The sequence below is a fragment of the Biomaibacter sp. TOL genome (genome assembly GCF_059717795.1).
Map to the genome: position 1 here is coordinate 863,053 of NZ_AP046092.1, position 20,330 is coordinate 883,382.

Annotated in this window: 24 protein-coding genes and 1 riboswitch; of the genes, 1 reads left to right on the forward strand and 23 read right to left on the reverse strand. The window is 46.5% G+C overall.

Annotation, left to right across the window (positions count from 1 at the left end; all coding sequences use genetic code 11):
* Positions 1-51 precede the first annotated feature (51 nt).
* The 22 genes from AC6I1H_RS04315 to AC6I1H_RS04420 all read right to left on the reverse strand — a co-directional run bounded on the left by AC6I1H_RS04315 (position 52) and on the right by AC6I1H_RS04420 (position 18,273).
* Positions 52-804 (reverse strand): hypothetical protein, encoded by a 753-nt coding sequence (locus AC6I1H_RS04315; RefSeq protein ID WP_497739751.1) that lies wholly within the window; start codon positions 802-804, stop codon positions 52-54.
* 121 nt (positions 805-925) lie between these two features.
* Positions 926-1,327 carry a gp33 family protein gene (locus AC6I1H_RS04320; protein ID WP_173571575.1) on the reverse strand — a complete coding sequence of 134 codons (402 nt, stop codon included), beginning with the start codon at positions 1,325-1,327 and terminating at the stop codon, positions 926-928.
* Positions 1,328-1,331: 4 nt separating this feature from the next.
* Positions 1,332-2,657, reverse strand: coding sequence for a DEAD/DEAH box helicase (locus AC6I1H_RS04325; RefSeq protein ID WP_497740707.1), 1,326 nt, complete (start codon positions 2,655-2,657; stop codon positions 1,332-1,334).
* A gap of 52 nt (positions 2,658-2,709) precedes the next feature.
* The gene (locus tag AC6I1H_RS04330) at positions 2,710-3,258 is read right to left on the reverse strand and encodes an HNH endonuclease (protein ID WP_497739752.1); all 549 of its coding nucleotides are present in this window, start codon (positions 3,256-3,258) and stop codon (positions 2,710-2,712) included.
* Positions 3,206-3,376: a hypothetical protein gene (locus AC6I1H_RS04335; RefSeq protein WP_497740900.1), complete on the reverse strand. Its 171-nt coding sequence runs from the start codon at positions 3,374-3,376 to the stop codon at positions 3,206-3,208. Before AC6I1H_RS04335 ends, AC6I1H_RS04330 begins: the two co-directional genes overlap by 53 nt.
* Positions 3,339-3,530 (reverse strand): hypothetical protein, encoded by a 192-nt coding sequence (locus AC6I1H_RS04340; RefSeq protein ID WP_497739753.1) that lies wholly within the window; start codon positions 3,528-3,530, stop codon positions 3,339-3,341. The genes AC6I1H_RS04335 and AC6I1H_RS04340 overlap by 38 nt, the downstream gene beginning before the upstream one ends.
* Positions 3,531-3,611: 81 nt before the next feature.
* Positions 3,612-4,013, reverse strand: a complete 402-nt coding sequence (locus tag AC6I1H_RS04345) for an RNA polymerase sigma factor (protein WP_497739754.1) — start codon at positions 4,011-4,013, stop codon at positions 3,612-3,614.
* Positions 4,014-4,164: 151 nt separating this feature from the next.
* Positions 4,165-5,421: a group II intron reverse transcriptase/maturase gene (gene ltrA / locus AC6I1H_RS04350; protein WP_497740708.1), complete on the reverse strand. Its 1,257-nt coding sequence runs from the start codon at positions 5,419-5,421 to the stop codon at positions 4,165-4,167.
* A gap of 1,362 nt (positions 5,422-6,783) precedes the next feature.
* Positions 6,784-7,104 (reverse strand): hypothetical protein, encoded by a 321-nt coding sequence (locus tag AC6I1H_RS04355; protein WP_497739755.1) that lies wholly within the window; start codon positions 7,102-7,104, stop codon positions 6,784-6,786.
* A 200-nt stretch (positions 7,105-7,304) separates the two neighbouring features.
* Complete coding sequence (locus AC6I1H_RS04360) at positions 7,305-7,574, reverse strand: CPCC family cysteine-rich protein (protein WP_497739756.1); 270 nt, start codon at positions 7,572-7,574, stop codon at positions 7,305-7,307.
* A gap of 366 nt (positions 7,575-7,940) precedes the next feature.
* Complete coding sequence (locus tag AC6I1H_RS04365; protein ID WP_497739757.1) at positions 7,941-8,372, reverse strand: hypothetical protein; 432 nt, start codon at positions 8,370-8,372, stop codon at positions 7,941-7,943.
* A gap of 241 nt (positions 8,373-8,613) precedes the next feature.
* Positions 8,614-9,294, reverse strand: coding sequence for a hypothetical protein (locus AC6I1H_RS04370; protein WP_497739758.1), 681 nt, complete (start codon positions 9,292-9,294; stop codon positions 8,614-8,616).
* Positions 9,284-10,093, reverse strand: a complete 810-nt coding sequence (locus AC6I1H_RS04375; protein ID WP_497739759.1) for a hypothetical protein — start codon at positions 10,091-10,093, stop codon at positions 9,284-9,286. Before AC6I1H_RS04375 ends, AC6I1H_RS04370 begins: the two co-directional genes overlap by 11 nt.
* Positions 10,074-10,952, reverse strand: coding sequence for an ATP-binding cassette domain-containing protein (locus AC6I1H_RS04380; protein WP_497739760.1), 879 nt, complete (start codon positions 10,950-10,952; stop codon positions 10,074-10,076). Before AC6I1H_RS04380 ends, AC6I1H_RS04375 begins: the two co-directional genes overlap by 20 nt.
* A gap of 11 nt (positions 10,953-10,963) precedes the next feature.
* Positions 10,964-12,544, reverse strand: a complete 1,581-nt coding sequence (locus tag AC6I1H_RS04385; protein ID WP_497739761.1) for a hypothetical protein — start codon at positions 12,542-12,544, stop codon at positions 10,964-10,966.
* 656 nt (positions 12,545-13,200) lie between these two features.
* Entirely contained in the window at positions 13,201-13,503 is a 303-nt protein-coding gene (locus AC6I1H_RS04390) for a hypothetical protein (protein WP_163193675.1), read from the reverse strand.
* A 261-nt stretch (positions 13,504-13,764) separates the two neighbouring features.
* Positions 13,765-14,322, reverse strand: coding sequence for a DL-endopeptidase inhibitor IseA family protein (locus AC6I1H_RS04395; protein ID WP_497739762.1), 558 nt, complete (start codon positions 14,320-14,322; stop codon positions 13,765-13,767).
* Positions 14,319-14,606, reverse strand: a complete 288-nt coding sequence (locus AC6I1H_RS04400) for a DUF4367 domain-containing protein (RefSeq protein WP_497739763.1) — start codon at positions 14,604-14,606, stop codon at positions 14,319-14,321. The genes AC6I1H_RS04395 and AC6I1H_RS04400 overlap by 4 nt, the downstream gene beginning before the upstream one ends.
* Positions 14,591-15,175: a hypothetical protein gene (locus AC6I1H_RS04405; RefSeq protein WP_497739764.1), complete on the reverse strand. Its 585-nt coding sequence runs from the start codon at positions 15,173-15,175 to the stop codon at positions 14,591-14,593. Before AC6I1H_RS04405 ends, AC6I1H_RS04400 begins: the two co-directional genes overlap by 16 nt.
* A 131-nt stretch (positions 15,176-15,306) precedes the next feature.
* On the reverse strand, positions 15,307-16,860 hold the full coding sequence (locus AC6I1H_RS04410) for an amidase domain-containing protein (protein ID WP_497739765.1): 1,554 nt from the start codon (positions 16,858-16,860) through the stop codon (positions 15,307-15,309).
* 185 nt (positions 16,861-17,045) lie between these two features.
* Entirely contained in the window at positions 17,046-17,741 is a 696-nt protein-coding gene (locus AC6I1H_RS04415; RefSeq protein ID WP_497739766.1) for a DUF4367 domain-containing protein, read from the reverse strand.
* Positions 17,731-18,273 carry an RNA polymerase sigma factor gene (locus AC6I1H_RS04420; protein WP_497739767.1) on the reverse strand — a complete coding sequence of 181 codons (543 nt, stop codon included), beginning with the start codon at positions 18,271-18,273 and terminating at the stop codon, positions 17,731-17,733. The genes AC6I1H_RS04415 and AC6I1H_RS04420 overlap by 11 nt, the downstream gene beginning before the upstream one ends.
* Before the next feature lie 143 nt (positions 18,274-18,416).
* Here AC6I1H_RS04420 and AC6I1H_RS04425 point away from each other — a divergent pair, with 143 nt between their 5' ends.
* A complete protein-coding gene (locus AC6I1H_RS04425; RefSeq protein ID WP_497739768.1) occupies positions 18,417-18,626 on the forward strand; it encodes a hypothetical protein in 210 nt (69 codons plus the stop codon).
* Between the two features lie 31 nt (positions 18,627-18,657).
* On the opposite strand, the gene rlmD is transcribed toward AC6I1H_RS04425, so the two are convergent.
* A complete protein-coding gene (rlmD, locus tag AC6I1H_RS04430) occupies positions 18,658-20,034 on the reverse strand; it encodes a 23S rRNA (uracil(1939)-C(5))-methyltransferase RlmD (protein WP_497739769.1) in 1,377 nt (458 codons plus the stop codon).
* A gap of 192 nt (positions 20,035-20,226) precedes the next feature.
* Positions 20,227-20,318, forward strand: a riboswitch (cyclic di-GMP riboswitch).
* The last annotated feature ends 12 nt before the right edge of the window (positions 20,319-20,330 follow it).

Consider the following 20,330-nt stretch of genomic DNA (forward strand, 5'->3'; position numbering starts at 1 on the left):
TCTCCTTTCCGCCCTATCGGAGATAGAAAGTTCCTCCGATAGGGCCTTTGATCACTTAAGCGGCTCAGTAATTTCACCTGATTCAGGGTCTACATTTATTACCTCTTCACCGGCAGGTTCAGTGTCATGGCCAACGCGGGTACTGAATGCTTTGACCTGTTCGGAAAGCTTGGATATCAACGCATATTCGTCAGCGGTCAGATCCCGATCTACGGCAAACTGAGCCTGGGAATAGGTGATACCGCTTGAGTTGGTCGCCTTTTTCAAAGAAAAGCGAGTAACTACGCTGTTTGATTTTTTGCCTTTAGAGAGCAGTCTTTTGATGTAACGAGAAAACTCTTTCAACGATCCTGTGGGCAAAGAGAGTATCAACGGGAAAATCTCCCCTTCACGCAGGACATATATCCTACGACGGTTCTTACAGGCTTTACTGCCGTTTTCCCCTGAACCGAATTGATTATATGGACATTTGGCACAGCTTCCTCCGGGGTCGCCTTCACCGGTTACACCATCAAAGCTTCCACAATCCGGCGGGTTACTGCCTCCGGTATACTTGTCCTTGTAATATGCATAAAGTGGATGATGATAAAGGATTACCGCTGAGAATTCTTTCACAGTATCCGGCTCTCCGGGATTCTCCCCAGGTACTTCAAATACTGTGCTGCCTGCGGACGGGATTTTTATGCGTTCAAAAGTCAAATCAAGACCATCAAGTTCTGATGCCATTGCCTCGTCAAGATTGAAATCAGCGAGCTGAAGAAAACCTGTATTTTCGTTAATAGTTACGAGCTCATTGTTTTTCATGCTTTTATACCTCCGTAATTATGAATTTGGAATGTAATCTATATCATTGTTCTTTGAAGCATTGTTCTTCGAACAGTTATTCCTTGAACATTGATATTGGAGCATTGCTTTCTGAAGCTATTTACCTTGCTGCTTTCCGCACAGTTACTGTTGTCTTTTCGAAGACATTCACAAGGCCTTTCAGCCAGTCCGGAAGCTCGTCCCCATTCTCCGCAATCTGTTCTTTAACAAATGCTGACAGGGAATTTGCATTTACTGTTTCATAGATGAGTTCTCCAAAGCCTTTACTGCGTAGTGCGTCAAACAGTTCCTCCTTCATGCCTGCGGCAGCACTGGCTCTTGTTGTCGTTGAAAGGCAGAACATTGTTCCTGCTCTTGTGAAGTTTTGCGTCTCACTGCTGATCATCAGCTCAGACAGACGGTATTCGACATCGTCAATCTCCGCATTTATGCTTTTCATTTCCTCTTCCGCGGCCTTTTTTGCATCGCGAAGCTCCTTAAGACGATCAGCAAGTTCAAACATCGCATTATTGCTCACAGCTTTCACCTCCCTCTGGGGCAAAAGGATTTGCTCCTTTGCGGTAGTCGTCTATCAGCATTTTTGCAAGATCTGCCTTATTGCGCAGAGCAGTCAGGATTTTTGAGTCTACAGTACCCTTGGCGATAAGGTAGATATATGTGCAACCGTTCTTTTGTCCAACTCTATGGATACGGGCTTTTGTCTGTTCGAAATTCGACATGGAATAATCAAGTGAGTAAAATACCATTGTGCTTGCAGCGGTTAGTGTAATACCGAGGCCAGCAGTTGCAATCTGGCCTACGAACACCATGCAGTCGGGATCACATTGAAACCGGTTTACTTGCCCTTGGCGATCCTTAGTTGCACCATAAATACACGCATAACCGATGTTCTTCTTCTCCAGCAACCTGCATATGGCATGAATTTCAGGGATAAACCTTGCTATAACAACCAGCTTATGTCCTTCTTGAATACTGCTTTCAAGGATATCTTCAAGAGCTTTCAACTTGGCATCGCTGACTTGCTCGATTTTCCCACCGTCATCGCTTCCGATGAAGCCGCCGGTTAATTGCGAAAGACGAAGCAAGCGTATCAGTATGTTTGTAGCTGTTACTTCTCCTGCTGACAGCTCAGTATAGCTTTGTTTGACAAGCTCTTTATATTTCTTTAAAGTGACAGGCTCAAGCTCAATATGGCGAATAATATCGGTGGTTTCCGGCAAATCCAGGCACTCCGCTTTGGTCGCCCGGAATGCAATGCTGTGAATCCTTTTCATCAAATCCTGTTCCATTGATTTTTTCAGCACTGGCGTGTGCTGACCGTAGCCGACCATGTCAAAGTACCTATTGCGGAATACATAGAAGCTCTGGCCAAATATTGCCGGGTTGAGGAATTTATACTGGCTGAATACGTCGATGGCTTTGTTGGTAATGACCGTCCCTGTGAGCAGCAGCCTGTACTTTGCCCGCGCGCCCAGCCGGTGCATGGCCTTGGAAGCCGCAATGTTATGGGTTTTAATCTTGTGGCCTTCGTCGGCAATAATCATGTCGGGGTTCCATGCGGCAAGTTCCTTTTCCAGACGCCATGCCGATTCATAATTGATCACCGCGACTTGCAGGGGAGAGCCGCGCATGTGCCGCAGGGTATCGATCTTCTTTGCGGCGCTGCCTTCAAGAACCGCAAGGCTGTAATCGAAATCCGCGAACTTGGTGAATTCCTCTTCCCATACGCCGAGGATGGAGAGCGGGGCCACCACCAGAACCCTGCGGATTTTACCCGCCTGATACAGAGCGCCGGCGACCGCGATGCTTGTCAAACTCTTTCCGGTGCCCATGTCTATTCCATCAAAAGAGCGACGCCCCTTGACAAAGCGTTTTCTTTTGACATTAACCACCACCCCCTTCAAAAAGCTCCCGATACTTCTTGATTGCCGCTTGCATATGAAGCCGCGTATGCTCTGAGGGAGGCATTATTTTTAAATTCTCGATCCTGTTGTCCGACCGGTTCCCGTTGATGTGGTGCACAATTTCGCTGCCGTTCAGCCTCCGCCCAATGTGTTTTTCAATAATGCTGCGGTATGCGCTTGATTTGACGGTTTTCGGATTTTCCGCTATCCTGCACAGAGGGTTGCGCCGCGCGTTAAGCTCGGTGAGATGACGCGCTTTATGGCCTTTTGAATGGCCTGCAACGTTGATAACCTCGGCGTTATATTTGCCGAGCCACTGATTGCGGCAAGCCGCGCTGCAAAAATTATGCGCATTGATTTTAGACTGCGGCTTGTATACAGCTTTTCCGCACCAATCGCAGGCAATCTCTCTGCCGTTTTGCATAAAAAGCCTGTGGCATTCCTTTGAGCAGAACAGATTATTTCTTTTCTTTGCTTCACTTGGCTTTCGGCTGATCACTTTCCCGCATCTGCGGCACTTTGTTTTCAACTGCCTCACCTCCATGAACAAGGCCGAATTTCGTGCAAACAAAATTGAACGCTTCAATCTGATGCCTATACGGCGCGGCTTTAATCGGCATTGGCAGCAGCGGTTTCGGCTGTTCCATCCGTTTTGTCCCTCCCTTCGTCAGGCGGCTTTTCAAGCGTCGCCAGCTTCTTTGCCAGCCGCTTTGACACTATGCTGATGGCGGTCAGGATGCCGACCAGTTCTTCCGTCGTTTCCTCGCTTTGTATCAAAGCGGCATTCACACTTTTTCTCATGTCCTTCACCTCCGTTTCAAGGAAAAGAAAAACCCCCTCACAATCCAAAGGAAAGTGAAGGGGCGGGTGATAGAGAAAAAGCTAAAATTTTTTCTCCAAAAGCCTTCTGAGTTTTTCCAATATCCTATTTTTATGGTAATTTACTGTGTTTTGCGAAACCCCTGTTTCTTTGGCAACCATGCGTTCCGGCTTCTCCTGATAAAATAATTCATCAATCAGAAACCGCTCCTCGTCGGTCAGTTCCGAAAGCGCCTTGGACAGCATGTCCAATAACAGCTTGTCCTCGACGATCTCGTCAACAAGCGCCTGACCGGAAGGAATCTCAAACCCGGCGTCCGCAAACGCTTCAAGCGAGAGCTCCTTTTCCGCGCGAACCTGCCTGCGCTTGTGCTCTCTCCAAGCAGGGCGCTTGAAGGCATAATATACTTCCTTGCTGACCGGAATTTGCCTGCCGTTTAGTTCAATGAAATACTCCTTGTCCATCCGTTTCCACCTCCTTTCCCGAAAGTTCAAGGGAAAGGAAGGGATGGAGGACTGCGGCACCCAGGCAAAAAGGCACAAAGAATCGAGTAGGAGGGGGCGATTAGCCCCCGACCTCTCACACCACCGTACGTACCGTTCAGTATACGGCGGTTCACCAAGCTTTGCGAATTTCATGATATCTCTTTGCTAAGCTCATGAGTCCTTGACCCTGCCAATAGGCGTTGTTGAGGGCTGTGTTTAATACCCCCGACATACGCCAGTATCCCTTTCGGGCGTTGGCAAGTTTATGGACCGCCCATTCCGGAAGTTTCAGATTCCTCAGTTCCCGGTATCTTGTCTTAACCTTCTTCCATTGTTTCCACAGGCACATGCGTAGTCTTCTTCTTATCCATCCGTCGAGTTCTTCAAGTTTGCTGGGTGTTTCTGATAGCGCGAAGTACCCCAGCCATCCGCCAAGGTATGTGTTTAGTCTTTCTATTCTCTGTGTTATTCCGTGTCCGTTGCTTCTTGAGGTTATTTCTCGGATTTTATTCTTGACTTTGTCTATGCTCTGTGGTGCGATTCTTATTTTGGTTGTTCCATCTTTGGCGATATACATGCTGAAGCCAAGGAATTTCCTCTTCCATGGTCTGTCCACTGCGCTCTTTTGTTCGTTTACTCTGAGTTTTAGTTTATTCTTCAGGAAAGCTGTTATGCTTTCCATTACCCGTTGCCCGGCTCTTTTGCTTTTGACGTAGATGTTGCAATCGTCTGCGTATCTTACGAATTTGTGTCCTCTTTTCTCTAGTTCTTTGTCTAGGTCGTCAAGGATTATGTTTGCAAGAAGTGGACTTAGGGGCCCGCCTTGAGGTGTTCCTTCATCGGTAATCATGATTACTCCGTTTATCATTACTCCTGCCGCAAGATAGCTGCGTATGAGCTTTAATATGCGTTTGTCTTTTATCTTGCGAGCTACTCTGGCCATGAGTATGTCATGGTTTACTCTGTCGAAGAATTTCTCAAGGTCCATGTCCACTACCCAGTTATATCCTTGGTTTACGTATTGGCGTGCTTTCCTTACTGCGTCGTGGGCTCTTCGGTTGGGCCTGAATCCGTAGCTTGATTCTGAGAATTCCGGGTCAAAGATGGGTGTTAGTACTTGCAACAGAGCCTGCTGGATTAGGCGGTCTGTGACGGTGGGGATTCCTAACAGTCTCACTCCTCCACTGGGTTTCGGGATTTCGACCCTGCGCACTGGTTGAGGCTTGTAGGTCCCCGTAAGAAGTTGTTCTTTTATGTGAGGCCAGTTTTCTCGTAGGTATGTCCGGAGGGATTCTACCGGCATACTGTCTACGCCTGGCGCTCCTTTGTTTTCTTCTACCCGTCGCAGTGCTTTTGTCATATTCTCTCTTGATACTACCTTCTCCATCAGGTGGATATCATGGTCCTTCGGGGATATCTTCTCGGGTTGTGCCGGATACATACTCGGCCCTCCCTGGGACCCTTGCGGCTTCACCGCTTCTTTCCCAGGGTAGGCCCCTTGCGGGGTTTTCTGCTGTCGTTGTATGTTTCTCGAACTTGCCAAGTTTTATCCCTCGCTTCGTGTTCGGCCCTTCGTCGGCATGACGTCTATGCCGACTATTATGGCCTCTGCTGACTTCTGACGGTTCAGCCGGGTCTCTCGGCCCGGGTTGTTAGTTTCCCTAACGTTTCCGCCAGACCTCCCCGGGTAAGAGCAATAGCCTTCGCCCCGTATACCTGCCGCATTTACTACACAGCCCCTTGGCAGTGTTGGATTTCGTTTTGTTTGGCAAACTCATCCGAACTGTATAGCCTTATATGCGGTTCGTGTTCCTCAGGCCGTGGCTTTGCTTACAGCTTCCTTCAGATTCTATCTCACGATAGACACCCTTGCTGTTTGGCTAATGGTCGCCGCTGCCAGCCCCATAGCAGACTTTCACTGCCGAGCTATTACCCATGCCGGGCACACCAAAAGCGGCCGAGTTTACTGAAATTCGTAAACTCGGCCGCAAAAACTATTCTATCAAGCAGCGCCCTGCCTAAGGGTCGTCGTCGCTTTTTGCGCTGTATTGTCTTTTTATACGGGGATGGAAGCTTTTCCGGCGTATAGCTTTTGCCTTATGTATATTGGCAGAGAACCGCTTGATATTGTATGAAGTCCAGACCATACAATATCAACCTCGTCAGCTCCAACCTACACGGCAGCACCCGCCATACGCTCAGCTTCTATTTAAGTTCGGCAGGTGTTGTCATGCCGAATTTTTCTTTTGGTTGTTTATTTTGTTTTTTATCAAGAACACTCCCGCCTTTATGTAGTGCAACGTGATTACCGCCCATCGATTTAACTGGCATTGTCGCGTTTTATTAAAATATTCAGAAGAAAAAAACCTTGAGGCTTTTCCATAGGCTAACAACCAGATATTTCTCTCTATCAATAAAAACAATATGAAGGGCTATTTTGTGACAATTAACACACTTATTACAATGCCTCAGGCTTTTCCTGGCAATTAATACGGTATCAATACAAAATAAAAAGCAGCAGTACTTCCTTGTCCTAAAGTACTACTGCATATATTTACTGTTATAATTAGTGAAAATTACAATGACTGTGTTTATTACTGCTGTGCTTGTTTTGCGAGATTAAATATTATGTCAACTGTTGCCGCCCAGTTCTTTATCCATCATAGCTGGTATGTTTCGCTACGCTTCGAAAAATTGCATTTGTTCAGATATTACATTAATCCTTCGCTTACCCTGTATATACTTAATTTTACCGCTTAAATAATTTTAATCCGGAAATTACACAGAGAATGAAAAGTAACCCCTGCCTGATCCAATCCATGCAAAGCCAAAACTCCCCGCCAGACACAAGGACAGGGGATGAGCCATATTCATCTGCATACTCACCCAGATTCCAAAATAGCTTCAAAGAAATGATTAAAGAGATTAAGCTCAAGGTAAAGATTACTATATTAAGGCCAAGGCCCTTTTTTTCAAGTTCGACGTCTTTCCCTGTCTTTTTTATGTAGAACACAACAAAACAAATGCATAATACCATTAATATTAATCCCGTAATAAGTAGTGTAGGCATTTATTTCCCTCCTAATTAAATTTATTTCAATAGTAATTATATGGAAAATTGTAACAATAGCAAGCAATTAGTTTGTATAGTGGCATCAAGACATGAAAGAAGATCTGTGTATTCAAATTATCTGATACCCGTTTGTAGAGTATTAAAAATTTATAAATAATAGCACTCTTTTCAAGATCGCTGTTGATTGTATAAGGGATTTAATCAGCTGACATTTTACTTGACCCGGTCACTTCCTCCTCAGTTGGTTTCCTTGCATACTGAACTAATTCAATTCGACATGCACCATATTTTTTGTAATTTTCTCTTGCCTGTAACAGCGTTAAGCTACGGTTTTCGTCACTTGGCTCATTTTCGCTTGAAATGAATACGTCATTTTCCCAGTAGCAAACAGGGCAAATAAATGCTACCGCAGCTTCTGGTTCAACGGGCAGAGTATAATTACCGCAGCATAAACATTTATATTTCATAATATCTCGCATCCTTTTTTGATGTTATTTTTAACACATTATACACATTGTCATTAGATATCAATTTGGAGGCTACCTTTCAGCAACGGGACATGACTATAAATAATATGTCCCGCTGCTGTTTCTTTACCTATCTATGACATTTACGGTGTTCTACCCCCAAAAGACAGGATATCTTGACTGCTATCGGCAACAATAATAAATAGTCCCGTGGTCTTGTGGGTGTATTTGTGGGCAGCTTCATAACCTGGCCTTGGTGTTTGTTGAATAATATTATAGTTATCGGGATTCACCAGCGTATCATTATAGCAATCTACAGCCTTACCTAAACTTGTTAGCCCAATGGAATCACTTCCTTTACAAATGTTAATAAGTTACAGTCTTGCTATAGACTGTGCTGGACTCGTATCCGCCGTCGCCGGATACATAGTAATACGTCTCAACCCTGTAAGTGCCACTTGACACCTGATATGTTTCGAGGATGGAGGCCGACGAGGACGTCGAGGATGCAGACCAGCTTTTTACGTTCGACCATGTGCCGTTGGAGTTTCGCTGCAAGGTTGACGAGAGATAAATGCTTTTACCGGCGGGCGTTTTCTGTACGAACCCGTATACGGTGGCCGTTCCGCCTGCCGAAATGCTCAGAGAGGTGCTTGCCTGGTTGATGTAGGTATACTTGACGGACATTTCCGACTCCGGCGCTGCGCTTGTTTCCCCCAGAGCCAGCGCTCCAGGCGCTGACACGGTCAGAAGAAGCAACACGCCCAATGCTGCGGATAAAAACCTTTTCTTTGACATGAAAAAACCTCCTCTTAATTTGTTCTCACTAATAAAACAAATCAGAAGAGGCTTTTGTGACAGGAAAAAAGGAATTTTTCAAAAAATTTTTTGACTCCCTATGGGCTTGTGTCCACGCCCGCCGTTTCAACGCTTTCGGCGATTGCTATGACTGGCGATCCGCCAACCGCGGGAACTGTCACTAAAATGCCGCCCCGCCCTTGAATAAGCTATGCATGCTGAAGAGGTATTCAATTTACTTTCATTCGGAAACCATGCCTTTTTCTTGAAACTCATCCCATTTGTCTTTGCCGAAATAAGATATAATGTCTTTAGGTGAAACAAAGGAATATTGGTCTTTTGCAAGAGGGTCATGGAGCTCATAAACACCTTGTCCCACGTTTACCAATGTCGGCATAGTATCCTTGTATTGATACAATACAAACAAATACGTTTCGCCAATTTTGATTTCAGGCATACCTTCCATTATGGGAATTCCATTTTCGGCGTCCTCTCCAAGTGCCGCGAGTTGTTCTTCCACACGCACACCTTTTTGTCCGCCCAACATCCTTACTTTGATGTTTTCAAGAGAATCGCCTTTATACGATGTTATAACATCAACGTCATATATGGTATTAAGGCTGCGATTCCACTCCTCTGTTTCCTCTGAAGGAGGCCGGGCTGTCCGATCATCCAATACTTGAAAAGATATATCTGTTACCTTTCCCAACAGGATTACATTGGCCGCCTCTGTCAATTCCGTGACATCCTTGTAGATAGGCCAGTCCGCCGACATAGTATTGTAATCCACTTCATAAGCGACCGAAGAACCGTTCATATCTGCGTCAACAACGGAAGAGTTTTCGCTTGATGGATTCTGGCTGGCTGAACAGGAAGCTAAAACGAGAACTGCGGCAGCAAGAAGTGCAAGTTTAATTTTCATAATCATTCCGCCTTTCATTATCAAAATGAGCAAATTCCAACCCTGAATGTTTCCTGAACACGCGGCGGAAGCTTTGCACAGGAGCGCCAAGGAAGCTTCGCTTTCCGTAAAAAACAAATACAAGGCACAGCAATATGGGCTGCGCGATCAGCATCCACAGGATGTTTGGGGGAAGATAGCTGTAAAAATCCTGCGGGCCAAAAGCCCCGGCGAACATATCGTACCGCTGGAAAATGATGTTGAGAGGCCCGGCTTCCAACGCGCACCAGGCCATAATCAACACAATGGGTATGACTGCATCCCTGAACAGAAGCATAAGAAACAGGGTCATTGCTATGTAGAAATTCAGCGCGACGGCGCAGTGCGTCAAAGGGATAAGGATGTTTACGGCCGGAAACGGGGCGTATTCCGGGAAAGCGGCCAGATATTCCGAGATGGAGGCGTTGACCTTGCCGAACATGACTGCGACGGCGGCGGCGTGGGGAACAAACAGGCACATAAGCAGCCGGACATACCGATAAAAGATAACCTGCCGGGTTGAGAGGGGGAAGGATTTCAGGTATTCGCATGCCGGAGGCCTGAAGCTTTCCCCGAACATCCTTGCCGTTATCATAACGACAAAGATGCAGGTAAGGTATTGCAGATAAAAATACGCCTTATTGCTCACGGCTGGCTGTCCGTCCCTCCACAAAACCGACGAGAACGCCGCGTCTTTTAATAGCAGCGTCGCGCCGAGGAAAACCAGAAATGTGGCATAATATTTCCAGACGCTGAGGACGTCAACCCGCCTGTCCCACATTATCCGCACCTCCCTGATAGTACAGCCAGATATCTTCGGTCGAAGGCTGTACGGGGATAGCATCGACGGGCATCATATCGGCATCCCCGACCACCCTGTAATACACCGTCGCCCCCTGTTTCTCGGCGGACAGGACGCGGCAGCCGCTCAGATCGATTGGCGGATCCCCGGCTTCCGCCGCTATTTGAAACAGGCGGCCGTTGAGCGAATCCCGGAATTCCGCGTAGCTCCCGGAATAAGTGACCTCGCCGCGAGCGAGCATAACAACATTGTCGGCCAGAATCTCGATGTCGTCAAGAATATGGGTGGAAATCAGGACGTTCCTGCCCGCGAAGCATTCCCTGATCGTCTTGTAGAACGAGATCCTTTCCTTTGGATCGATTCCGGCTGTGGGCTCGTCCAGAACTACCATCTGCGGATTGCCTATGAGCGCGGTGGCGATGCCAACCCTGCGCTTCATGCCGCCGGAGCACTTCTTGTAAGCTTTGTCCAAGATGCCCTCGATATTGACCTGTCCGGCGGCTTTCCTGACTTCAAGGCTCACATTGCTTTTGTCCACGTTTTTGAGCAGGGCGACAAAGCGCAGGATATCCGCCACCTTCAGGTCGGGATAGATATCGAATTCCTGCGGCAGATACGCTATCATGCTTTTGTATTCGTCCGACCGGGAATCGATCCCGTTGATGCTTACGGAGCCTTCGGACGGCAGAATCGAGGTCAACACCTTGAGCAGGGTGGATTTGCCGCTGCCGTTTTCCCCAATCAGAAAAGCGATCCCGTCGGGCAAAGCGAAACTGACATTCCGCAGAACCGGATGTTTCTTTTTGTATGAATAGGTCACGTTGCTAATCTTAAGCATTTTGCTCCCTCCTAACCGGGGTATCCGTAATTGAGCATGATATAATCGTTAAAAACAACGGGATTCCCGACTATTCCGTACAGATAGTAAATCATGAACACCTTTTGAGGCTTAACTATCGCGCCGCTTGCAATCTCATATGTATGCGGATTTAGATATCTTCTTGTCAGGGCGCTTTGGTACTCGCCCCAATAGTCGGTCGATTTGTTGTACTTAGCCCTGTAGAATATGACGCCTTCCTTTTCAAACTGCGTCAGGAACCCGCAGAACAGGCAGAACGTATTGGACTTTCCGCTGACCGTATACCCGCCTCCTGATTCCACCGCCAGGTTGGATATCAGGGTATTCGCGCACGTCACATGAAAATTGTAAGCCTTTACCGACAGGTCGCCGTCGATAATCGGGATAAAGGCAAAATTCGGAGGAAGCGCCGAAGAAAACCAGGATGTGTATATATTCAGGCTGTCGGCGTCGCTTCTGTACCGCACCCTCCCGCCATACAAAAGCTCAACGGAGAAAGAGTCCCGGTCGGGAATCTCATTCTCCGGGATAACGATAAAATCCCCCGAGCGGCTGTATCGGACGTCGCGCCCTTCCAGGGACAGTTTCCGTATTTCAAACGCGCCGTCCAGCCTGAACGTCAGGTCGCCGCGCCCTTTTTCCACGGTCACGAGGCATTCGTAATCGCCGCATTCGGAAAGCCTGATATCCCCCTCATAGGAAGCGACCCTGTAGCCGCCGCTCCTGTCCGCCGTGACGTACAGCTTATCTTCGTACGAATATCCCTTTGGAAATATGGATATGTAAATATGGCAAAATAACGCTATGGCCGCCAGGCATGAGCACATTGCAGCCGCGGTTTTCGGCGCGAACTTTTTTTGCGCGGCCGCGACCGTGGCGGAGGCTATAAACAGCGCAAACGGCAGAACGAGCGCGCACTTCACCGCGAACAGCAGATCGACGCGGGGTCCGGCGTAATCGATGTCCACCCCGAAAATCAGCGGCTTCTGAAGGGACAGCAGGTTGGAGACGACAATTATCCTGTCCGCATTCAAGAACATGGAAAGAAAGCTGCCGTTCAGGTGGCTGAATATGATCGCGAACGGCGCGGCCAGCAAATACACGAAGGTCTTTTTTAGCAGAGATCCCGCCAGAAAGCCCAGGGATTGGGATATCAAAAGCAGGGAGAGCCACCGCAAAATAAAATATGCTATAGCCAGGCAGCTGAAATACAGCTCCGTTCCTTCCGACACCGACGCGGCGGCAATATATATGAGCGGAACGGCGCAGACGCAACCCGACGCGATCAGCACCGCCGAAAGCCTGCCCAGCGAACATGCGGGTTTTGAAACGAAACACGATTCTTCCAGAGCATACCCTTGATGCGCGAAATATACCGCCAGGCAAAAGGCCAGAATAAAAACGGCGATCTCTAGATAGGCCAGCGAATCGAGAAATACGGCATAGTTGATGAATCGCGTTTGATTCATCATGACAAGGAAGAACAGAAAAAACAAAGCGATAAACGCATAAAACAGATAAAGGATAACCGACGAAAATAGTATTTTTAAGTTTAAGCGGATTAAACGCATTTTTTATCCCTGCCGATCCAAGTATTTACTTATGTATGACAAGGGCGGTTTTCAGCCGCCCTTGTCATACATACCGCGGCTGCACCGCCGCATTTGCTTGGCAACATCAGTTGTAAGCGCTGACGGTTCCGTTGACGCCGCTCGTGTCTATTCATTTCCGTTTTAATTCCGATTTTTCCTGTTGAGGAAAAACGAGCTTATTGAGATAGCGGCACATACGAGAGCTATGCCAATTAATATAGTGTCAGCGACAGATGTATCTAGTTGGAATGTATCGTATTCAAAACCGATTTTACCTGTATATAACCCTGCAATAATACTTTTTTCAATAATTTCTTTAATATAATTTAGGATGGAATACAACATAAGCGAGACGGTCGTTAATATCGGATATATTTTGTTCTTCAAAATATCCACGCTCCTTTTTTCCTGCCTTAATGAGATTAGTCAACTATTGTACTCAGTATTCGGAATTATCCCCTATAATTTTTGTTCTCATTAAATATAAAACAAATCAAAAGAGGCTTTTGTGACAGGAAATAAAAAATTTTTTAGAAAAATTTTCTGAACTTTATGGACTTAAGTCCGTGCCTGTAATTTCAACGCTTTCCGCAATCTTTATTCCAGTGTTTCTATGCAGAGTTGGCAGTAATTTGCTACTCAATACTAAGTGTATTTGTTCCATCCTTGTCATTTATCTTGACCTTTTCTACCTTCATTTGATTATCATAATAGAAAATCATTTGCGTGCCATTGTCAAATGTATAGATCTCTCCCGAAAAGCCGGACAATTTTCCTGACGGTTCCCCAAGTATTCGATGTACATCGTCCTGGAGAGTGCCTATTACTTGCTCTCTAATATTAGGCGATGTTTTAGTTACAGAGCCTTCTTTTGAGCAACCAATTATTCCAATGATACAAAAGATTAAAAATGTAATATATAACAATTTTCTTCTCATTAAATTATCCCTCATCTCCTTAAATTTATATCATTCTCATTTCTTGAGCGGCAACTATTGTACTCAGTATTCGGAATTATCCCCTATGATTTTTGTTCTCACTAATAAAACAAATCAGAAGAGGTTTTTGTGACAGGAAAAACGAAATTTTTTAGAAAAATTTTTCGAACCCTGCGGGCTTGTGCCTACGCCCGCGGTTTCAACGCTTTGGCAACTGACTGGGAAAAATGAATTTTAACTCAAAATTTCCCCCGGATACAACTATCTTACCAGCTCGAAATTTTTAAATCTCCATCGGCCGTCTGAAAACTCCAGGAAGAAGTCATATTGCTTGTATTCGGTTACGTTTTTCTGCGTAGGGTCCTCGTATATTTCCACTGTTACCGTAAACTTTATCTGCTTCTCCGATACCCTGACCACCTCATAGGATTCTGCACCCTTAAAAATGTCAGTCCCCCTGTCCATTGGCAAGACATACAGTTTGCCTTTGCTCTCCACATAACGATAGGATGATGTTTCCATTAATCCTTCCGTTATGTCGTCTGAGAAAACTTCATTAAGATAATCGCTAAGCGTTCTTTTTGAAGTGATGCCTGGCTGAGCGACCTCGAAGTATCTTTCGCCGTCGATTTCTATGTATTTTTCAGCGTCATATGGTATCGTTGTCAGGTCAAACCAGCCGTACGCTTCTTTTGCTTTATTGTACAGCTCGACAACCTCATCATCTGTCAGCTCCTTACCGGCTGTTTTGGCGCAGGAGGCTGAAATAACAGCTAAAAACACGATAATGATGGCAATTATTTGCATTTTGTTTTTCATCTTGACATCCCCCAAGTTGACAATAAATTGGCTTTGCGCTGAGCTAAACCTACATTATGAACCGCTTCCAGCTTCGACGCTTCCGGCGATCCTGAACACAGTATCCCTGTCCAGAGTGAGGATATCATATACAGGTATTCATCGTCGTACCATAGCAGGTTCTGGACGCCGCGGTTGGAATAGTATTTTGCGGGAAGACCCTTGATTTCAACCCTTTGCTTACATCTCAATTTTCTAATCAGAAACGGCAGAATATTTCTCTGCGCCTTTATTCTGCCGCCCATTTCCAGTTTTCAAACAACCGCCATTCTCTATCCCCACGCAGATACCGCAGGTTTCCAACCGTTCCAACCGGTGATTCGATGTTGCAGCTCATCTCGCCCTTTGTACCATCGTCAAATTGAATATACTCATAACCGTTAAACGCTCCATATTCAAAGTAATCCTCCAACTCCTTATACTTACCGACAGAATATGTGCCGTCGGTGGTGTCGATATAATATGTAACGTCCGGATCGTCCGAATTATACAACTGGACTGTCGAGCCATCGGCGCTGACCCTTATTACGGCCCCGCCCGTTTCACTACCCTGAATGTTCGTCGTGCCGATCGCTTTTTCAAGATCCGCCGAGAAGGTGATTTTTTCCGCCTTCAGGTCATAGACAAAGAGTCCGAACTCGCCGTGAAAAACAAGCACATCATCATCCGCGTAGTCGATAAATCCACCTATCCCAACGCCGGTGTCCTTCGACAGGTTTTTGACGGCAATCTCGGAATCGGCTTGAGAGTTCCGACCACAAGCGGCTAAAAAACATATGGATACAAAAAGGATTGCCGTGAAATATTTTTTCATAATATAATCCCTCGCCTACATCATAAAATTTTTACCAAAGATGGGACTAATACCCGCATAGAGATCTTTGTCCCATCAATTCAATAAATGCAATGATCGGGCATACAATTTTCCCCGTTTGAAAGCGGCGATTAGTACACTCTTATGGTATAGTAGTGATCGACGGCAGAGGAAGAAGACGTCAGGTATGCCGAAACCTTGATCGTGTATAGCCCTGTCGAGCTGAATGTATAGCTTCTTGTCGCTGACGAAGCGTTGTAAGTGTTTGATGTGGAAGATGAGCCGCCGGGCGTAGTCACTGTTGTCGCAATTCTGTAACAGCTAACATCAGTCGTTGCTGTCAAGGTTTGCGTCGTATTCTGTGCAACTGGCCTATACATGTCAACGCTTATTCTCGGTGAAGACAACGTTGTGCTCGAATAAAAAGAAGTGGGTATGTAGACATAGATCTTGCCTGTGTTCCAGCTATCGCTGATTTTTATGTTTTTGGCCATATTGGTGTGCGCGCAGTAATATACATTGCTTCGGCTGGAGCCAGTTACGTCTGTAACGATTACAGCATGGCCATAATCACCCGACGAGCCAGGAACATGCAGGACAGCGCCCAATAGAACTGTTGAGTAGTTTGTTACGACAGAAAAAGAGTCTGTGGAACCAAGGCTGTATTTTGTTGTCCGAAGCCCTGTCTCTGATGTCGCACTATTCGAGTTGCTTGCATACGTACGAAAACTGGAACAAGACGACCACGAAGCAGAATGATCATTCTGTGTCTTTGAACTGAACCAATTGTAAGATCCGATTGCATCCATTGGGACACCATGATTATTGATGGAAGTAACATCATTACTTCCGCCGAAACCAGCCCAAACGCACTGCGAGGCAAAGTTCATGCAGTCACTACTGAAATATTGAAAATTATTGTTGTAAAAATCCGTGGGCGTGGCGCTTGTTGAGGTTGTGTACGTATAAGCATAGGCCGCCGCATTTGCCTGATTATAGGATAGGGATGTTCCCACACGGGAAACCGATGCGGCCTCATAATCCAGGCCTCCTTCGGAAGACGAGGCTTTTTCCGCTTCATAATCCCTGATGATTCTGTCAACATCAAACGAATCGTCGTTTTTATATGTGGCGTCAAACCAGTCATTGGCCTCGGTAACATCCGCTATAAGCCATCTGTTATCCAGCTTGACCAGAGTTGCTGAATATATCGCCTCCATATAGCTGGGAAGATCGGAATCCGCATACTGGAACGACATGTATGCCGCAAGCTTAACGTTCGCAGTATTGTTATTGATGTTCACGGAATCAAAGCTGAATTCCGTTTTGAAATCGGTGCGCTCAATCCCGGCATCTTTCCTCATATACTGCCAATAGGCGACCTTATCGCGAATATAGCTTATATTGTCGCAAAGATCGGCCAATGATTTGTTTTCCCCGTCGATTACAAACGTACTTTTTGCGTTTTGGGCTGTTTCTTTGGAAATGACGGTTTGCTGGGTAAAATCGTTATTTGTGTACAAATACGCGTTTTCCAAATAGGCTTCAAAAAACTCCTGGACTGTCTGTTTGATTTCAGTGGCATCGTCGCTTGACAATTCCTGAGAAGCATTTGCATATGCCGGGACAGCGGCGATGCAAAATACAAAGCACATCAATATGAACACGTCAAAGATTTTTTTCATGATTTAAAGACCTCCTTTTTAATTGCACTTTTTACCATTACACATAATGTATGACGACTGAATAGTTCGACTGCTGTTTATCCCATTGGACTCACCTCTTTCTTTTTTGTTCTCACTAATAAAACAAATCAGAAGAGGCTTTTGTGACAGGAAAAAAGGAATTTTTCAAAAAAATTTTTGACTCCCTATGGGCTTGTGTCCGCGCCCGCGGTTTCAACGCTTCCGGCGACCCTGAACACGGTGTCCCTGTCCAGCGTCGAGGATACCATATATAGGTATTCGTCGTCGTACCATAGCAGGTTTTGAACGCCCCGGTTGGAGTAGTATTTTGCGGGAAGACCCTTGAACTCAAGTTCCTCAAGCGCGGCGCCCTCTGTATTAATATCCATTGAAACGTCCTCAAGGCGCTGCTGGCTGTAGGATATATAGTCGGAGCCCTTTTCGTATACCAGCAGGACGGGGCCGGCCGTTTTTTCGCTGACAAGCACGAAGCCTTCCGGTATGAAGGATGGCCTGCGGATGAAGAACTCGTCGGCCGATTCCTGAGACGGCGGGCTTTCCTCAAAGAATATATGGGTGAATTTCTCGTACACATCGGTTATGAATTCGAACACCGCGGCGCGCACGGCCGATACGCTCATCGCGGTAGCAAGCAGGATGACGATCGCAGCAGCCAAGGCGACCGCCCGCCTGCGGAGAAATACGGCTCCGCCGGCCGGGCTTCCCGTTTTGCTGCGGCGTACAAGCTTTCTCATCCTCCGCTCAAACCTTTTTGAGAATTCATGCTCTATCTCATGATCCGCCGGCAGGGCTTCCAGTTCGCAGATGTCCGCCTTGATGACGGCTTCCCTTAGCATGTCGTCTGTGAAATTAATCGTCATTGTCAAAATCCTCCTTTCCCAGAATCTCCTCAAGCATGCGCCTTGCGCGCTCGAGCCGCTTTCTGACCGCCGCCTCGGAAATGTCAAGCATCCCCGCTATTTCCGCGTTCGAAAATTCCTGGACGTATTTCAGCTTCAGCGCATCCTTATATATTGCCGGCAGCTTCAGCACGGCCTTTGCGAGGCTATCCAAATCATCGGTTCGTTCCAATTTTTCTCCGGCGGCGCAGAACGCGGCCTCTTCAATCGGAACGGCGGGATGCCTTTTACGGCGGTTATACATATTGATGGCGGCGTTCCTAACAATAATAACAACGTAGCTCCTTGTTTTGTGACAGGAAATTTCGCCCACCTTATCGAAATTCTCAAGTATTTTTAGAAAAGCCTGATGCACGGCGTCCTCCGCGAGGCCCTCGTCGTTCAATATGCCGTTTGCGACGTGGAACATGAGCTTTCTGTATGTAAGGTAAAGCGATTCGAATTTGCTCTTTTCGTCATCGCCATCAAGCATCGACAGATATATCGGGAGCATCTCCGCCCATCCCTCCTTCGTGACCTGTGTTTTCCAATGCATGTTTTGCATGGATCCCGCGGCGGTAAACAGTGCATAAATGCAGCCGCTGGCAGCAACATCGTATACTTACTGGAAAATAATATCAAGCGGCGGCATATCATTTGACGTTTTTTGCCGCCGATGGTTCCGGCAGACATGTTCCCTCATACAATCAACCGCCGTCTTTTCCGTCTACACAACCCCGTCCGCCGGAAGCCGCCCTGAAAGGCTGTGGATGTGTTTCCGCGAACAATCACGCACATAAAAATACAGGGCTTTCCGGCATCCCAGCCGCCAAAAAGCACATTTTCGGCAGATGGCAAATCACCTGAAAGCCCTGTATTCAGGCCGTTTTTCAGGCGCTTATTTGTTTTTTACATTTGTCATCAATACCACGCACTCAACATGTGCAGTGTGCGGGAACATATCTACAGGCTGGACTTCTTTTGTTTGGTAGCCGCGGTCTTCCAGGAACCTCAGGTCCCGGGCCAAAGTGGCTGAGTTGCATGAAACGTAGACCATATTTCGGGGTGCCATATCGACAGCGGCTTTAAGAAGTTTCTCATCGCAGCCCCGGCGGGGAGGGTCCATCACTATGACATCGGCTCTGGCCCCTTTCCTGACAAGCTCAGGCATTACTTCTTCGGCGGCTCCCTCGATAAATTCAACATTGCTTATCCCGTTTATTTCGGCGTTGTGCCGAGCATCCTTTACTGCCGCCCCGACTATCTCTATGCCGTATACTTTCCTGGCTCTTCGAGCTAAAAACAAAGTGATGGTGCCTATGCCGCAGTAGGTGTCTATGACCGTTTCCTCCCCGGTCAGGCCGGCATATTCCAGGGCTTTTTCGTAGAGTATTTCCACCTGCACCGGATTTACTTGAAAGAAAGATAGCGGAGACAGGCTGAATTTTATCTCACCGATGTAGTCATAAATATAAGGGGAGCCGAAAAGCACTGTATTCTTGCTGCCCATGATGACATTGGTTTTTCTGTCATTTTTGTTAAGGAATAAACTTTTAAATCCCTTTATCTTTTTTTGCAGAAGCTCTATCAACTCTCTTTCATGGGGGATTTCATCCCCGTTTACCACCAGAATGACCATTACTTCGCCGGTCTTCATCCCAACTTTCGTTACTACATGTCGCAGGAGGCCGGTATGCTTTTCCTCATTATAAACTGGCACACGACAACGGTTGGCCCATTCCTTTACCGTTGCGGCTACATCATCATTGATCCCGTGCTGTATCATGCATGAATTGGAAGGAACTATGCTGTGAGTCCTCTTTTCGTAAAACCCCAGCACAGCCTGGCCCCTTTCCTCCCCTACCGGATACTGGGCCTTATTGCGGTATCTCCAAGGATCGGGCATGCCGATAGTATCATGGACTATTGTATTGATGCGACCGATCCTTTCCAGACTGTCTTTCACCTTTTGGGTTTTAAACTCCAGTTGCCCCTCGTATGATAAGTGCTGGAGCGTGCATCCGCCACATCGGTCGGCATACGGGCATGGAGGTATTATCCTTTCCGGGGAAGGAACCAGGATACTTTCCACATGAGCTATGGCGTAATTTTTTACCGTTTTGTCAACCCGCGCTCTTACCCTTTCACCTTTTAAAGCTCCCTCCACAAAAACCGCCAAACCATTTACTTTGCCCACTCCCTGACCTTCGTGGGCCATGGAGTCAATATCAAGTTCGATGTCCTGTCCCACTTTAATTCCGCCGCATTGTCTCATATTCAACCTCCGATTAATCCGGGCGGCAATATGCCGCAAAGATTTCAAGTTATACATATGCTTTCAACCGCTATTATATCATCTTTACTCTTATCATTAAAATCGATCGGGTAATAATAAATAAAATGGTAAATGTTCCTAATTTTTAGTTGCATTTTTTTACAAAATTAGATATAATTAGATAAAACATGTCTTTTTTTTTGGCAAACTCCCCGAAAGGGGCGGGCGCAAAGCCATGGGCCTAAGGTAAAGCTGTGCTATGCTATGGCTGCCAGGTTGCATCATAACCAATCGCC

Bases quoted from the DNA above. Each gene is read 5' to 3' on its own strand.
- AC6I1H_RS04315 (WP_497739751.1), bottom strand. From the start codon at position 804: ATGAAAAACAATGAGCTCGTAACTATTAACGAAAATACAGGTTTTCTT.
- AC6I1H_RS04320 (WP_173571575.1), bottom strand. From the start codon at position 1,327: ATGTTTGAACTTGCTGATCGTCTTAAGGAGCTTCGCGATGCAAAAAAG.
- AC6I1H_RS04325 (WP_497740707.1), bottom strand. From the start codon at position 2,657: ATGGGCACCGGAAAGAGTTTGACAAGCATCGCGGTCGCCGGCGCTCTG.
- AC6I1H_RS04335 (WP_497740900.1), bottom strand. From the start codon at position 3,376: ATGGAACAGCCGAAACCGCTGCTGCCAATGCCGATTAAAGCCGCGCCG.
- AC6I1H_RS04340 (WP_497739753.1), bottom strand. From the start codon at position 3,530: ATGAGAAAAAGTGTGAATGCCGCTTTGATACAAAGCGAGGAAACGACG.
- AC6I1H_RS04345 (WP_497739754.1), bottom strand. From the start codon at position 4,013: ATGGACAAGGAGTATTTCATTGAACTAAACGGCAGGCAAATTCCGGTC.
- ltrA (WP_497740708.1), bottom strand. From the start codon at position 5,421: ATGGAGAAGGTAGTATCAAGAGAGAATATGACAAAAGCACTGCGACGG.
- AC6I1H_RS04355 (WP_497739755.1), bottom strand. From the start codon at position 7,104: ATGCCTACACTACTTATTACGGGATTAATATTAATGGTATTATGCATT.
- AC6I1H_RS04360 (WP_497739756.1), bottom strand. From the start codon at position 7,574: ATGAAATATAAATGTTTATGCTGCGGTAATTATACTCTGCCCGTTGAA.
- AC6I1H_RS04365 (WP_497739757.1), bottom strand. From the start codon at position 8,372: ATGTCAAAGAAAAGGTTTTTATCCGCAGCATTGGGCGTGTTGCTTCTT.
- AC6I1H_RS04370 (WP_497739758.1), bottom strand. From the start codon at position 9,294: ATGAAAATTAAACTTGCACTTCTTGCTGCCGCAGTTCTCGTTTTAGCT.
- AC6I1H_RS04375 (WP_497739759.1), bottom strand. From the start codon at position 10,093: ATGTGGGACAGGCGGGTTGACGTCCTCAGCGTCTGGAAATATTATGCC.
- AC6I1H_RS04380 (WP_497739760.1), bottom strand. From the start codon at position 10,952: ATGCTTAAGATTAGCAACGTGACCTATTCATACAAAAAGAAACATCCG.
- AC6I1H_RS04385 (WP_497739761.1), bottom strand. From the start codon at position 12,544: ATGCGTTTAATCCGCTTAAACTTAAAAATACTATTTTCGTCGGTTATC.
- AC6I1H_RS04390 (WP_163193675.1), bottom strand. From the start codon at position 13,503: ATGAGAAGAAAATTGTTATATATTACATTTTTAATCTTTTGTATCATT.
- AC6I1H_RS04395 (WP_497739762.1), bottom strand. From the start codon at position 14,322: ATGAAAAACAAAATGCAAATAATTGCCATCATTATCGTGTTTTTAGCT.
- AC6I1H_RS04400 (WP_497739763.1), bottom strand. From the start codon at position 14,606: ATGGGCGGCAGAATAAAGGCGCAGAGAAATATTCTGCCGTTTCTGATT.
- AC6I1H_RS04405 (WP_497739764.1), bottom strand. From the start codon at position 15,175: ATGAAAAAATATTTCACGGCAATCCTTTTTGTATCCATATGTTTTTTA.
- AC6I1H_RS04410 (WP_497739765.1), bottom strand. From the start codon at position 16,860: ATGAAAAAAATCTTTGACGTGTTCATATTGATGTGCTTTGTATTTTGC.
- AC6I1H_RS04415 (WP_497739766.1), bottom strand. From the start codon at position 17,741: ATGACGATTAATTTCACAGACGACATGCTAAGGGAAGCCGTCATCAAG.
- AC6I1H_RS04420 (WP_497739767.1), bottom strand. From the start codon at position 18,273: ATGCTCCCGATATATCTGTCGATGCTTGATGGCGATGACGAAAAGAGC.
- rlmD (WP_497739769.1), bottom strand. From the start codon at position 20,034: ATGAGACAATGCGGCGGAATTAAAGTGGGACAGGACATCGAACTTGAT.